We start from the raw sequence: 13,914 nt of genomic DNA, 5'->3' as shown, positions 1-13,914 counted from the left end.
CTACAGAAATGTAAGATGAAACAGAAACCGAGTCAAGCACGATTCGTCAGGTGCGGGCCGGTGGCCGGCCCATGGCGCGCAGGAACTGCTGCTGCGAGGCGTGCAGCTGAGCATAACCGAGTTCCCGGTACACGAGGCCGTGACGCGGCGCCAGTTCAGACACGATGCGCGCCAGCGCCGGGTAATGGCGGTGGTTCCAGGTGGGGAACAAATGGTGCGTCAGATGCAGATTCAAGCCGCCGAGCCAGTAGCCAAGCCAGCGCAGGCGGCGCGGTTGCGGCGTCCAGTCGCAAGCCGTGTAAAACGTGTGCTGGTACCAGTCATGCGGCAGGGTGCCATCGGCCCCCGGCTGGAAAAACTCCACTTCGGCCCAGTGCGTGCCGAGGATCAGCGCCACCAGCGCACACGAGGCGATCATCTGGCCCACGAAATACGCGCCCAGCACCATGCCCCAGACTATGCCGTGCTGCTGCAGCACCCACATGGGCAGCGCCAGGACGAGCGCCACGTGACCTAGTTTCCAGCCCAGGAAAGACAGCCAGCCACGCCAGCCCTGCAAACGGCTGTGCGCCGCCACGGGCGTCTTGCCGAAGCGGTCCAGCCAATCGCCATACCAATTCAGGTAAGGCAGCGACAGGGCCGCCACCACGGGCCAGTACAGGTATTGATAGCGGTACTGGGGTGACCAGCTTTGGTACGGCGTCTGGCGCAGGAACGGGTTCGGTTCCGTGTCGAGGTCATAGCCTTCCACGTTGGCATACGTATGATGAAAATGCACGTGGCGGATGGTCCAGAAATCCGTGTCCACGCCCACGGGCAAGCCCACCAGGCGGATCAGGATGCGGTTCAGGCGTCCCTGGCGGAAAACGGCGCTGTGGGCCGCGTCGTGCAGGGCATTCATGGCCAGCGCCATGGCCGTGACCAGGCAAGCGACATAGCTGCCGACAAAGGCCAGTGTGCTGTCGGCGTTCAAGGCCAGCACATACAGCAATACCGTCAGCACGGCCAGGAAGACGGCTTTCGCATGCATGCGCCAGTCGCCAAAGCGGTGTTTTCCTTCGTCCGCCAGATACGCATCGGCGCGTGCGCGCAGTTCGCGGCGGAAGGCGGAGTCGCGCGCGGGCTGGAAGCGCAGCGGCGGCAAGGAAGGCACAGGCGTCACGCGCGCGTCCCCACCGCTGCCGGCCACCACAGGCGGCGCGCGCCGTCGAGGCCATGCGCCAGCAGCGCGGCCAGGAAGACCATGCCCCAGGCGTCGCGCGCGCCATACCAGCCCAGGAACAGCAGCGGCATGGCCACGGCGATGGTGACCCAGGCGATGGCGCCCCAGCGGCGCGCATCCGACAGGCCGCCCAGCGCCAGCGTGCCGGCAAAGATCAGCGCGAACAGGATCGCCTGCTGTGCGCCGGACAGCGCCGCCTCGTGGTTGACGTAATAAATCACCAGGCCAAACAAAATCACGCCACCGCTGCCGATGAACAGTTCGGGCACCTCGAAAGTGCCGCGCGACTGCCAGTGGGGAAAGCGCACGCGCAGCCATTTGAACAGTTTGCCGTTGCTGGCCAACAGGGGGTTGTGCGTGGGCGTCATGCCCTTCACGCCATAGCGCATTTCCACGCCGTCGAGTTCGGGCTGGAAGCTGCCGAACAGCCTGTCCCAGACCAGCAGGGTACCGCCGAAATTGCGGTTGATGTAGCGCTTGTCCGTGCCATGATGCACGCGGTGGTGCGAGGGCGTGACCATGAACTTGTCGAGGATGCCGGACTTGTTCACCAGCGCATTGTGGTTGTAGAACTGCACCGTGTAATGCAGGGACGAGACGACGAGGAAGATTTCCAGCGGCACGCCCAGCACGGCCAGCACGGCGATGAAGGGGAAATTCGTCAGCGAGGAATACCAGGAATTGCGCACGCCCAGCGACAGGTTGAAATGTTCGCCCTGGTGGTGCACCACGTGCACGGCCCACAGCAAAGGGATTTTATGGTGCAGCCGGTGCATCCAGTAAAAACACAGGTCCCAGGCAAAAAAAGCGAAGACCCATTGCGCGGCCACCGGCCACTGGTCGACGATGTGCAGGTTCACATGGCGCAGCAGCAGGGCGAAGGCCGCCACTTCCACGCCGCGGAAGACCCACATCAAAATGTGCCCGGAATTGAGGTTGAAAATGACATCTTTCCACGGCACCGGTGTCTTGCGCACCCATTTCAGGATCAGCAGTTCGGCCAGCACGAAGACCAGCATGACAAGGAAAGAGAGGGCAAAGGGATTCATCATGATGCGGTTTCAGTGGAAATGGCGCGGCGGGCTGCCCAGAATACCTGCATTTTCGCCAGCATGCCGCCCGCCACGCCCACAGCCAGGCCGGCGGCCAGGTCGATACTCACATGCCGGCGCAGCGCGATGATGGCGTAGCAGATGCTGATCCCCAGCAGCAGGGCCAACGCGGAGCGCGCCAGGTGGCGTTTGTCGCACAAGGCCCACACGCACAGCAATGTCAGGGCGCCGTGCAGCGAGGGTAGGCAGTTTTGCGTGGAATCCGCCGCCTGCAGCATGCGCAGCGCCTGCGTGCTCCAGGCATTACCGTCACCCACGGGCGGATACGCGAGGGTGCTCGGGTACAGCAGGAAGACCACGCCGCAAGCCAGCGCGGAGAGCGCCATGGCGCGCGCCAGCCAGCGCACGCGCGCCGCATCGGCCGCCAGGTAGGCATATGGGATCAGGATGAAAAACGACAGGTACAGCCAGATGGCGGCATCGCTGTAGGGAATGGCGCGGTCGATGGCCGTCTCGGGCAGCAGCACGCCCTGCCCTTGCAGCAAGTCGCTGGAAAAATACACGAGGCCGACACTGCCCCAGCCGGCCAGCAGGTGCAGCAGGCGGCTGCGTACAGTCATGGAAGAGGGATTCATGCGCTTGCAAGGCGCCGGATGCGGCGCCGTTTCATGGTGGGGTCAAAGGGCGGCAGTTCGCCGTTCGTCGTCCAGGCCAGGCCATCGACGGCCACGCCCAGCCCGCGCAGCACCGTTGCCAGGTGCGCGCGCAGGGCGGCCAGGCCGGCATCGTCCAGGGCCGCGTGCAACTGCAACGAGCTATCGCCCGACTGCACCAGGCGGTAATCGGCATCCGCCGGCAAGGCTTGCGCGAACGCGCGCGTCAGCACGTCGGCAAACACGGCGACGGGTTCGCCGCCGCGCGCCGATGGCAAGGATGGCAACAACAGCATGTCGTCGCAGCGTCCTTCGATGCCGTCGATGGCGCGCGTGGCGCGGCCGCACGGGCATGGCGTGGCGCGCGCGAGCAGGATATCGTCCAGGCGATAGCGCACGATGGGTTGCGTGATGCGCGTAAAGTCGGTAATCACGGGCACGAAGCGGCGTTGTTCCACATCCAGCCATTGCGGCTCGACGTGCACGTATTCTTCGTTCAGGTGCAGCACGCCGTGCTCGCAGGTACTGGCAAGAAAACCCTCGGTGGCCTGGTAGATTTCATGCACGGCGCCAAACGCCTGCACGATCAGGGCACGGTCCTGCGCTTCCAGAACTTCGGCGACCGAGATGACTTTTTTCGGTGTCAGCGCCAGGCTGCCATCGATGACGCGCAAGGCCAGCTGGCGCAGCACCTGCGCGGGTGCGACGATGACGGAAGCTTGATATTGCGCCAGCTGCGCGCACAGGCTGTCGAACGGTTCGAACAGATCGTAGAAGGCAAACGTGAGCCACGGCGAGCGCACGGCCGTGTACAGATTGCTGTTTGCGCGCAGGAACAGGGCGACTCTTTCGCCGGAAAACAGGCCGTCGGGCAGCGCCTTGGCCAGCATCACGCCCGCCCATTGGGCCTTTTCGCGGGGACTGACGGTAAATACGGCGCGCCGCGACGAGGTGCCCGACGACAGCCCTACGGTAATGTCGCCCACGGCGGGCGTGAAGTCGCGGCTATGCTCGGCCGCCATGGCAGAAGCCATCGCCTGCGCCAAGGTGACACCCTCGGTATTCATGGTATCGAAGTGTTCCAGCATCAGCGCCTTGTTCATCAATGGCCACTGCGCCAGTGGCAGGTTGCGGTACGGCGCAAAGTAACGGCTGCGCACGCACAACACATCGATGAAGCGGGCCAGTTGCTCCTGCTGGTAACTTTCCAGCTGCGCGCGGTCGGCAAAGCACAGGCGGCGCGTGCGCCAGTACGCCAATAACAACCAGAAAATACGCTTCACGGGCGGCCTGCCACAGGCAAATAATCGAGCGTATCTTCATGCGTGATGCGGATCTGCGCATTGCCCGACTGGTGCAACTGGTGCAAGCGGTTCAGGGTGGCGTAATACGGCGCGCGCTTATGCTGGATGATGAACGACAGTTCGGACGGCCCGCGCAGCTGCTGAAAACTTTCCGGCACCCAGGCGGCGTCCGACGCCAGCAAGGTCCAGCCGCCATCCTGCAGCACGAAGGTGCCGAGATGGCCGATGGCGTGGCCGGGCAGGTCGACAATGTAAATCTCGCCCGTGCCGCTGACGTCGCGCCCGTGCGTAAACGGCAGCAGGGCCGCCGGCAACGCCGTTTCGGGCACGCTTTCGACAAAAGCCAGGCGGTCGGCAATATCGGGCGGCAGCAGCTCGGGCACGAAGGCCTGGCGCACGGCGGCCACGCCGGACAGGCCGCGCACGGCGTCCCAGCCCGGTTTTGAGGCCATCAGCCGCACGCCGGGAAAGTCCCGCAGGCCGGCGATATGGTCGGCGTGGAAGTGCGACAGCAGCAAGGTGTGGATGTCGCCGGGCGATACGCCATGCGCGCGCAGCTGGCCCTGCAAGGACTCGTGCGCATCGAAGGAAATCGGCGTCACCCACGCATACATGCGGTATACACCCTTCGCCGTGGCGGCGCGGAAGTGCTCGGCGTAACCGGTGTCCCACAGATACAGGCCCGCGCGCGTCTCGATCAGATAGGCGCGCGAGGGGAAGCATCGACTGGCCAGCCCGCTGCCTTTCAAGACCATGCAGGACGGGTGGGTGCAGTGGCCGACGCGAAACGCGGTAATACTAGCCATTGCGCTCCTTGCCCACCTTGTGCGCCGCCGCTTCCTGGCGCATCCACTGTGCCGTCAGGGCGATGCCTTCCTGCAGGCTGACGATGGGACGGTAGCCGAGCACCTTGCGCGCCTTGGCGTTATCGAGCGTCATGTCGAAACTGAGCGCGCCGATGCTGTAAGGCGTGAGGGAAGGCTCGCGGTGTGTAAAACGCGAAGCGAACTGCATCAGACGCGCAGCCAGCGTCAGCACGCGGTACGGCACGCTGACGATCTGGAACGGCTGCTGCAGATGCTCGCAGAACAACGTGCGCAAAATGTCGCACAGGCGCGCCGGTTCGCCATTCGTGATGTTGAAGGCGGCACCCGAAGCGATGGTCTTGTGCACGGTGGCCAGCCACATCGCGTGGACGACATTGTCGACATAGGTGACATCGATGGAGACTGCGCCCCCCCTCGGCAGCGGCAGCTTGCCGCCGCGCTCGTGCAGCACGCGCGCCAGGCGCGGGATCAGCACCTGGTCGTGTGGACCGAAGATGGCGCGCGGACGCAGGATCACGCAGGTCATGCCGCGATGGCGGTCCACCGACTCTTGCACAAGTTTTTCCGCCATCGCCTTGCTGCGCGCATACGCGTTGACAAAGGCATCGGGGCGGAAGGTTTCCGGCACGTCGTAGCGGTTGCGGTAGTCAAAATAGATGGCCGGGGTGGAAATGTGCACGAAGCGCGCTACATGCATGCTGGCGGCTGCGCGCAGCAACTGGCCCGTGGCCGTGACGTTGGCGGCGATGAAGTCGCGCTCCGGTCCCCACGGCGAGGACAGCGCGGCGCAGTGCCAGACGGTGTCCATGCCGCGTACCAGCTCATCGACCTGACGCGGCGATGCTTGCGCCAGATCAAGCGCGACGAATTGCGCGCCCATGCACTCCAGTTCGCGGCCCACGGCGGCGTTGCGACCCGTGGCGCGTACTTCCACACCCTGCGCCAGCAGGGTGCGCACGGCATTGCGCCCCAAACCGCCCGTCGCTCCTGTGACCAGTATCCGCCTCATCACACCACCTTCAAAGGTCAAGAATCATGGCGCCGATGGTCAGGCCCGCGGCCGTGCCCATCATCAGCAAACGCTGGCCTGCCACGGCCCGCCCCGTCATTACCGCCTCGTGCAGGGCGGTGGGCAAGGACGCGGCCACCTGGTTACCATGCGTTTCAAATATCTTGATGATTTTAGCATCGGGAACGTCGAGGATGCGCGCCGCATGCGCAAGGCCCAGCGGGCTGGCCTGGTGCGGCACGACCACGTCGACTTTCTCCAGTCCGGCGCCCGATTCCTGCATGAGTTCCGCGAGGAAATCCGGCATCACCTTGACGGCCAGGCGGAACACGGCCTTGCCATCCATGCGGAACAGATAGTCGCCCGGTTCGCAGCCGTTGCGGGGATTGCGCTCGGTGCCGCCGCCGCGGATTTCGCAGTAACGACGCCCTTCCGGATACGTGCCCATCTTGTAGGCGCGGATGCCGGCGCTGCCATCGCCACGCTCGACGATGACGGCGGCGGCGCCGTCGCCAAAGATCATCGACGCTTCCGGCTCGCTCCAGTCGACGCCGCGCGAAGCGAGGTCGGACGAGACGATGGCGATACGGCGGTAGGCGCCGCCGGCCAGCATGGACGCGGCCACGCGGAAGGCGGCCATGAAACTGAGGCAGCTGGCGTTGACGTCGAAGCTTTGCGTGCCGGGCGGCAAGCCGGCGTGTTCGGCAACGAAGCAGGCCGTGTTCGGCAAGGCTTGCTCTGGCACGCCGCAGGCGCAGATCAGCAAGTCGATGTCGGATGGACGCAAGCTGGCGTTCTTCAGCGCGTCGAGCAGGGCGGCGGCGCCCAGCTGGCTTTGCGACTCATCGGGCGCGGCGACAAAGCGCGACAGCACGCCGCTCTTGCGCAAGGTGTAGCCGGCCGGATGGCCCAATTTCAGGTCCAGGCTTGCGGAAGTAACGCTATGCGACGGCACGGCTTTGCCCGTCGCGATCAGGCGAACTGGAATCATGTTGGCCTTAAAAAAATGAAGTAAATACGGTTTATGTATGGTCTATGCGCTAATCGCGTGCCAGCGGCGGCAATGCAACTCCGCAGTTCTTGCAGAAATTGGCATCGTCATCGAGCCCTTCTTTCAGGCACGTGGGGCAGGTACGTGTGGTGACCAGCTTGGAACTGCGCTGTACCGTCATTTCGGCGCTGATAATGCCGGTAGGCACTGCCAGGATGCCCCAGCCGAGCAGCATCATCAGGGAAGCGATGGTGCGCCCGATGTCGGTGCGCGGCGTAATATCGCCGAAACCCACCGTGGTCATGGTGCTGATGGCCCAATATATCGACGTGGGGATACTGCTGTAACCGTTATCCGGCCCTTCCACGACATACATCACCGTACCCAACAGAAAGACCACCATCATGACGAAAGACAAGAAAATGAGGATCTTGCGCCGGCTGGCCAGCAAGGCCCGCCCCAGCACCGTGTATTCATGTACATAGGACGTGAGCTTGAGGATACGGAACATGCGCAGCAGGCGCAAAATACGCACATCAATGAGCACATGCGCGCCCGGCAACAGCAAGCCGATGTAGGTCGGTACGATGGCCAGCAAATCGATAATGCCGAAAAAACTCTTGGCGTAGCGCACCGGATGCTTCAGGCACGCCAGGCGGGCAATATATTCGATGGTAAACAAAATGGTGAAAAACCATTCCAGCGCCGTCAGCCAGGTGCCATAGCGCTCGGCCACGGAGGCGACACTGCTGAGCACGACCACCGTCACGCTGATCAGGATGGCGGCGATCAGCAGCAAGTCGAAGGCGCGGCCCGTGCGCGTTTCCGCCTCGAAGATGACGGTGTACACCTGCTCGCGCCAGCCCCGCTCGGGCTTGCCAAATTTTTGCTGCGTTTCCTGCGCCGCCAGTTGTTGCGGCGTCAAGGGTGCCGCTCCGCTCTTCGTCGCGGCTTTCATGTGGGTAGTATGCTCATATACTATTATTGTATAGATAATTTACAAAGCACGACGACACGCACGCTTGCACTACGACAGCTTTTTCGCCAGCAGCACGGCATTACGCCGGTCGCGCTCGGCCTGCACGATGTCTGCAGTGCGCGCCTCCGACAAGCCCACCGTGTGCAGCACGGTGGCCGTCAGCTGCAGCGCCGATTCCAGCGCCTCGGGCACGACCAGAGTGGCGCCCGCCTGTATCAAGGCCACCGCATGCGCCTCGTCGCGCGCGCGCGCATACACGGGCAACTGCGGATATTCGCGGCGGATCGATTTCACGGCATGCAGCACGGAGGCCGCATGGTCCATGGTCAGCACCACGGCGGCGGCCCGGTCCGCATTCACTTTTTGCAACAGTTCCGCGCGCGAGGCGTCGCCGAAATACACGGGAAAACCGCGCGGATGCAGGGTCGTCACCAGCCGCGCATCATTTTCAATCGCCACATACGCGATATCCTGTTCCGTCAACACCTTCGCCAGCAACTGCCCCACCCGGCCGAAACCGGCGATGATGACGGTGCTGCCCTGCGGCGGCAGCGCCCCGCGCGACAGGTCGGCCAGCTGATGGTGGTGGCGCTTTTCCCACCAGTTGCCGAAAGCGCGCGCCGCCTTGGCCAGCGCCGGCGTGGCAAACAGGCTCAGGCCCACCACCAGCATGACGAATTGCGCCACCTGCGGACCGATCAACTTCGTACCCAGCGCATACGCGACGACGATGAAGGCAAATTCGCCGCCCTGTCCCAGCAGCACGCCCGTTTCCACGGCGCGCCCCCAGTGAAAGCCGCCGATGCGGAAAATCACGCTGATGACCAGGGTTTTCACCGCAAACAGGCTCAGCACGGCCAAGGGAATCAAAATCGGCGACTTGAGGATTTCGCGCACGTCGATCTGCATGCCCACCGACATGAAAAACAAGCCCATCAATAAACCCTTGAATGGCTCGATCGTCACTTCCACTTCGTGGCGGAATTCCGTTTCCGCCAGCAGCAAGCCGGCCAGCAAGGCGCCCAGCGCCATCGACAGGCCCGCCAGATACGTCAGGCCAGCGATGCCCAAGGTGCTGAGCAAGGTCAGGGCCATGAACACGTCCGGCTGGCGTTTCTTGACGAAGAACTGGAACAGCGGACGGATCACGCGACGCCCCAGCAGATAGATCAGCAGGATGGCGCCCGCCGATTTCACGGCCGCAAAACTGAGCAGATACGCCAGGTCATCGCTGCGCCCGCTGGCGAACACGTCGATCAGGATGAACAGCGGCACCACCATCAAATCCTGGAACATCAAAATGGAAAAGCCCGCCTGCCCGGCTGGCGTCTGCAGGGAGCGCTGGTCGGTGAGCAGCTGCATCACCACGGCCGTGGACGATAGCGACAGCACCAGGCCCAGCACGATGGACGCTTCCAGCGACAAGCCGAAGTAATACGCCACGCCGCCGATCAGGCAGGCGCTGACAGCCACCTGCCCCACGCCCGCGCCAAACACCCAGCGGCGCAGCGCCCAGAGGCGTTCCGTCGACAGTTCCAAGCCGATCATGAACATCAAAAACATCACGCCCAGCTCGGCCAGGCCGCTGACCTGCTCGGCGCGGACGAACGAAAAATGCGTCAGCCACCTGAATTCACCAGCCCACAGGCCGAAGCCGAAGGGACCAAACAGAGCGCCGACGGCCAGGAAGCCGAGCACCTGGTTGACCTTCAGGCGTTGCAATAGCGGAATAAAAATCCCGGCCAGGGCGAGAAACAGCAGGGTTTCTCGCAAATAGGGTAAGGCGTGCTGCTCTTCCAAAATATTCCTAACTCAATGATATTCATGCTCAATTGCTAGTGTCGCATGCACGGGCACGGCGAAGTCAGCACACACACGATATTTTTTCCGCAAGGCAATATCTACGTTATTTGCGCCCCTGATCGGGCAGCGCCAGCATGTCGGCACGGGGGCGGTCCCAGTCCGGCACGTAGGCGGGGCACGGCCGGCTACGGAACTGCTGCAACTCCACGGTCGTAAAATTGGGCAGCATGCCGGGATTGAAACGCACATCCGTCAGCTTGTCCGCATTCAGTCTGGGCATGCGGGCAAAGCGGAACCAGGCGTCGACAAAGCAATTGTCTTCCTGCAAGGCGCGCAAGGTGGCCAGACTGCCCGCCGCCTGCGCGGACACGGCAATGCCGGGCGCCAGTTGCTGTCCTTGCTTGCCCGTCTCGGCCAGCCCGGCCGGGCAGGCGGCGGGCGCCAGCGACTCGGGCAGCAGGCTCAGGGTGCCACGCCGCAGGGTGTACACGTCTGTCTTGCTGTCGAGCGAGACATAGATCCAGCACAGGGGGTTGCTGGGAAACGCCGTCATCGCCACATCCCACACGCGCGTGCCGGGGTTCAGGCGCTGCACGGCCGCCTCGATGCGCGTACGGCCGATGGCCGAGGCCACGCCCTGCGTGCCGATGAAGGTGGCGGCCAGCGCGAAGGCCAGCAGCAGCGCTCCCCGTCCCCGCTCGCCTGCCCGCCTTTGCAGCACGGCCAGGACCACGCCCAGCCCCAGCAAGACAGCCAGCGAGGCGGGCGCCAGATAGGTTTTATAGGTGAAGAAACACAAGGTCGCCGCCAGAGCGGCCAGCAGCACGCTTTTGACGATGCCGTAATGCAAGGACATGATCACGGGCACGCCCAGCAGCACCCAGAACATGGGTTCGACAATGAAGACCATGTCGCCATACAGCCAGCGGCTGTCAAACGGGTAAAACGGGTGCAAGCCATAGGAATTAAGGAAATCCATGCCCATGTGCAAGCAAAATCCCAGCAGCAAGCAGGCCGCCAGGCCCAGCCGGGCAGGCACACTGTCCTTCAGCAAGCGGCGCGCGCCTGGCCACAGCAGCCATAGCAGGGCCAGCAACAGCAGCGCCTGCGGCAAGGCCAGCAGCAAGGTATGCGTGTGGCCACGGTGATGCAACATGTAGCCGAACGGGCGCGGCAGCAAGCGGGTGAGCACCAGGTCCAGGTCGGGTGCGTTGCTGGCAAACCAGGCCGTAAACAGAAACAGCGCGCGCCGGGTGCGCTGGGCGGGGGCTTGCGGCTCGGGCGGCAGGCTGCGGTGTACCAGTTCGCCGACCCCGAGGCCGATGACCGAATGCGTAAGATTATCCATCGGGCAATTTTACAGGATGGCCGCCCCGGCGCGAACTTGCACGACTGCTTGCACGACTGCTTGCGCTACAGCTGCTACAGTTTTTCCAGCTCCGGGCCGCGCATGCCCACCAGCAAGGCGCGACCATCGGGCAGCACGCGGAACTCGCCATAACGGGCCTTTTCCCAGCGCGCCGCCTCGCCTTCCTTGAAGAACCAGGCATCGCTGACCAGCACCCAGCGCCCATCCTTCGGCGTCAGTTCGAGCAGGAATTCCCCGGGCGCCAAAGCCTCTTTGGTGTACGGGCGCTGCAGCTCGGCTACCCCGCGCGCATCGCGCGTGGCCACCACGAGGGGCCGGCCAGGCGCCCTGTCCACGCTGGCCAACGTGGAGAGGACGCCGAGGTTGACGAAATTGAGGCGCATGTAATCGCCCTGCATCAGCGAGCGGGGATCGACGGGTTCCAGCGTCACGAAGATAGGCTCCCCTTTGGCAATCAGCTGCTCTTTTTGCCAGATGCCGCCATTGGCGACCAACAACACCAGCAGCACGCCTCCCAGCACACCCAGGCGCGCGGCGCGGCCTCCGGCAGCCACGCCCGCCGGCTGGCTTTCCACCAGGTGCAGCACCGCGCCGCGCGTGGCTAGCCACGACAGGGCGCACAGCAGCGCGCCGGCCACGGCCAGCAACGCCGCCTTGCTGGCCAGCGGCCAGGCCAGCTGATAATAAAAGCTGCCGAGTATCCACGCCGCCGCCAGCGCGGCTGCCACGGCCACGCGCGAGCGCCCGCTCGTCAAACAATACCCGAGGATCAACAGCACCGGCCCCAGCGCCGGCATGAACCACGCCAGCACGATCAGCACCAGCGCCACGCCGATGGCGGGCAACTGGCGCAGTGCCGGCCAGCGCCATCCCGTCCAGGCAGTGGCCGCCACGGCCAGCACGAGCGACACTCCGTTTAATGCCTGCGCATACCAGGTGCCCGCCCGCTGCCGGGCCAATTCGTTCACCACTTCCTGCGTGATGCCCGGCCCCACGCTGGCGCCCAGCATGAAGGTCATGCCGGACCAAAAGGCCAGTCCCATCAGGATCGCCAGCACCCAGCCTGTCGACAGCGATTCCAGGAAGGTGGCGATGGGCGCGCCGCGGCCATCGTTGAAAGCCTGCTTCTGCAGCCAGTGCACGCCCAGCCAGAATGCCAGGGCTAGCATCCAGGCCAGATACAGTTGCGTGGGATCATTCTCGAAAATCCAGTCGGTCCTGCTATCGACGATGCCCAGCGCCAGCAAGCCGCAGGAGACCACGCCCAGCAGCACGCGCAGCCAGTCGCGCGGCAGGGCGGCTGCCACCACCAAGCATGCCAGGCACAGCAGCGAGGAAGCCATCTGCGCCGTGTAATCGCGGTACAGCGCATAGCCGAGCAAGCCGCCGCCCACCAGCAGGCAGGGCACGGCCAGCTGCTCGACAAACAGCGCCACGCCGCGCGCGCGGATCAGCAGCACGGCCGCCACCAGCACGATGGCGGCCACGACATACGCGCCGGGACCGTGGCGCACCACGCTTTCCAGGCCCACGCCCAGCGCAATCATCAGGGGAATGGCGGCCAGCCAGGCGCCGAAGGCCGTCATCAGCACCAGCGGCCACGGCCGCACATCCTGCACCGGCCGGGTGGCGTTGGGCGGCAACAGGCCGGCGCGCGTGGCGTCGTCGATCAGGGTGGCGAGCGCATCGGCTCTTTGACTATTGATATTGCTCATGCCGTCTCCTGGCGCGTGCGCCACAGGATGCCTTGCACGGTCAGCGCCAGCAGCACGGCAGCCAGCAAGCCCAGCATAATCAGCTTGCCGACGCCATCGCCTCCTCCGCGAAGCAGCACGCGCGCCAGGCCACCCACGAGCAAGATATTCAGGCCCAGCGCGACGGCACTCAGGCCGAACACGTCAAAGTAGCGGCGCGTGGCCAGCAAGACGCCGGCGACGGCCAACAAGCCCAGTCCGGCCCAGTACGGCGATTCGACCTCACCGCCGAACAGGGCACTGACGGCCGTGCCCGTGATAAGGATGGTGGCCAGCACCAGACCCAGACGCAAGGCCCAGTTGCCTGCGCCCGTCCAGCGCGCCAGCAGGGGCGAGACGAACGCACAGGCAATCAGCACGGCCAGCCAGCCGCTGACAAAAATGCTCAGATCGGACGAATCGATGCGCCAGCTGTGATGTGCATGCGCCTGCATCCACAGGGCGGCGGCCGTCGACACTATCAGCATCCACGGCGTCCACAGCACGTCGCTGCGCGCCACCAGGCACAAGGGCAGCGCCAGCGCGGCCCACAGGGCGAACAGCTGCCACGGATCGGCGCCCGTCTGGTAGGTCTGGCCGAAATACGCGAACAGGCCGCCGATGGCCAGCAAGGCCAACAGCAGCAAGGGCACGCGCGCCTTGGGCACGGCAAACGCGCCCACGCAGGTGGCGGCAAACACGCCTTGCAGCAGGGCAAAACGGCCCACGCGACCCAGGTCTTCCCAGTTGGCGGCGACCCAGCAGATCAGGCCCATGCCCAGCAGCGCGGCACCCAGCACGGCGACGCCGCGCGGCAGCCAGTAGGCCAGGCGCGCAGGCGCGTGCTGGAAGCCCGCCACTTCCTGCAACTGCCGGGTTTGTTGGGCATCGAGCGCATAGTCCGAGGCAAGCTGGTACACGGCGAGGCGTAAATCCATCGTCTGCTTTCTGTTGATTTTTATTGCGTATGGG

General features: G+C 64.4%; 12 protein-coding genes. All 12 read right to left on the bottom strand.

What is annotated here, in order from left to right; genetic code table 11:
- Positions 1-46: 46 nt before the first annotated feature.
- On the bottom strand, positions 47-1,162 hold the full coding sequence (locus ACP7DE_RS11135; protein WP_426072151.1) for a fatty acid desaturase family protein: 1,116 nt from the start codon (positions 1,160-1,162) through the stop codon (positions 47-49).
- Positions 1,159-2,274, bottom strand: coding sequence for a sterol desaturase family protein (locus tag ACP7DE_RS11130; protein WP_426072150.1), 1,116 nt, complete (start codon positions 2,272-2,274; stop codon positions 1,159-1,161). The genes ACP7DE_RS11135 and ACP7DE_RS11130 overlap by 4 nt, the downstream gene beginning before the upstream one ends.
- A complete protein-coding gene (locus ACP7DE_RS11125; protein ID WP_426072149.1) occupies positions 2,271-2,894 on the bottom strand; it encodes a phosphatase PAP2 family protein in 624 nt (207 codons plus the stop codon). The genes ACP7DE_RS11130 and ACP7DE_RS11125 overlap by 4 nt, the downstream gene beginning before the upstream one ends.
- Before the next feature lie 11 nt (positions 2,895-2,905).
- Positions 2,906-4,210, bottom strand: a complete 1,305-nt coding sequence (locus ACP7DE_RS11120) for a F390 synthetase-related protein (RefSeq protein ID WP_426072148.1) — start codon at positions 4,208-4,210, stop codon at positions 2,906-2,908.
- Positions 4,207-5,037: an MBL fold metallo-hydrolase gene (locus ACP7DE_RS11115; RefSeq protein WP_426072147.1), complete on the bottom strand. Its 831-nt coding sequence runs from the start codon at positions 5,035-5,037 to the stop codon at positions 4,207-4,209. Before ACP7DE_RS11115 ends, ACP7DE_RS11120 begins: the two co-directional genes overlap by 4 nt.
- Entirely contained in the window at positions 5,030-6,067 is a 1,038-nt protein-coding gene (locus ACP7DE_RS11110; protein ID WP_426072146.1) for an NAD-dependent epimerase/dehydratase family protein, read from the bottom strand. Before ACP7DE_RS11110 ends, ACP7DE_RS11115 begins: the two co-directional genes overlap by 8 nt.
- Positions 6,068-6,077: 10 nt before the next feature.
- Positions 6,078-7,058 carry a 3-oxoacyl-[acyl-carrier-protein] synthase III C-terminal domain-containing protein gene (locus tag ACP7DE_RS11105; RefSeq protein ID WP_426072145.1) on the bottom strand — a complete coding sequence of 327 codons (981 nt, stop codon included), beginning with the start codon at positions 7,056-7,058 and terminating at the stop codon, positions 6,078-6,080.
- A 49-nt stretch (positions 7,059-7,107) separates the two neighbouring features.
- Positions 7,108-8,016, bottom strand: a complete 909-nt coding sequence (locus ACP7DE_RS11100; protein WP_426072144.1) for an ion transporter — start codon at positions 8,014-8,016, stop codon at positions 7,108-7,110.
- Positions 8,017-8,085: 69 nt separating this feature from the next.
- Positions 8,086-9,837 carry a cation:proton antiporter gene (locus ACP7DE_RS11095; RefSeq protein WP_426072143.1) on the bottom strand — a complete coding sequence of 584 codons (1,752 nt, stop codon included), beginning with the start codon at positions 9,835-9,837 and terminating at the stop codon, positions 8,086-8,088.
- 106 nt (positions 9,838-9,943) lie between these two features.
- Positions 9,944-11,188, bottom strand: coding sequence for a metal-dependent hydrolase (locus tag ACP7DE_RS11090; protein WP_426072142.1), 1,245 nt, complete (start codon positions 11,186-11,188; stop codon positions 9,944-9,946).
- 74 nt (positions 11,189-11,262) lie between these two features.
- Positions 11,263-12,924, bottom strand: a complete 1,662-nt coding sequence (locus tag ACP7DE_RS11085) for a GDYXXLXY domain-containing protein (RefSeq protein ID WP_426072141.1) — start codon at positions 12,922-12,924, stop codon at positions 11,263-11,265.
- On the bottom strand, positions 12,921-13,880 hold the full coding sequence (locus ACP7DE_RS11080; RefSeq protein ID WP_426072140.1) for a DUF2157 domain-containing protein: 960 nt from the start codon (positions 13,878-13,880) through the stop codon (positions 12,921-12,923). The genes ACP7DE_RS11085 and ACP7DE_RS11080 overlap by 4 nt, the downstream gene beginning before the upstream one ends.
- Positions 13,881-13,914: the final 34 nt, after the last annotated feature.

Source organism: Janthinobacterium sp. DSP2-3-3 (genome assembly GCF_049897325.1).
In the GTDB taxonomy this organism is placed as follows: Bacteria; Pseudomonadota; Gammaproteobacteria; order Burkholderiales; family Burkholderiaceae_D; genus Janthinobacterium.
This window is presented reverse-complemented; position numbering and strand designations above follow the sequence as displayed.

What these genes read in the sequence shown, in the direction of transcription:
- ACP7DE_RS11115 (WP_426072147.1), bottom strand. Translation starts at nt 5,037, where the DNA reads ATGGCTAGTATTACCGCGTTTCGCGTCGGCCACTGCACCCACCCGTCC.
- ACP7DE_RS11110 (WP_426072146.1), bottom strand. Translation starts at nt 6,067, where the DNA reads ATGAGGCGGATACTGGTCACAGGAGCGACGGGCGGTTTGGGGCGCAAT.
- ACP7DE_RS11100 (WP_426072144.1), bottom strand. Translation starts at nt 8,016, where the DNA reads ATGAAAGCCGCGACGAAGAGCGGAGCGGCACCCTTGACGCCGCAACAA.
- ACP7DE_RS11125 (WP_426072149.1), bottom strand. Translation starts at nt 2,894, where the DNA reads ATGACTGTACGCAGCCGCCTGCTGCACCTGCTGGCCGGCTGGGGCAGT.
- ACP7DE_RS11130 (WP_426072150.1), bottom strand. Translation starts at nt 2,274, where the DNA reads ATGATGAATCCCTTTGCCCTCTCTTTCCTTGTCATGCTGGTCTTCGTG.
- ACP7DE_RS11090 (WP_426072142.1), bottom strand. Translation starts at nt 11,188, where the DNA reads ATGGATAATCTTACGCATTCGGTCATCGGCCTCGGGGTCGGCGAACTG.
- ACP7DE_RS11085 (WP_426072141.1), bottom strand. Translation starts at nt 12,924, where the DNA reads ATGAGCAATATCAATAGTCAAAGAGCCGATGCGCTCGCCACCCTGATC.
- ACP7DE_RS11080 (WP_426072140.1), bottom strand. Translation starts at nt 13,880, where the DNA reads ATGGATTTACGCCTCGCCGTGTACCAGCTTGCCTCGGACTATGCGCTC.
- ACP7DE_RS11105 (WP_426072145.1), bottom strand. Translation starts at nt 7,058, where the DNA reads ATGATTCCAGTTCGCCTGATCGCGACGGGCAAAGCCGTGCCGTCGCAT.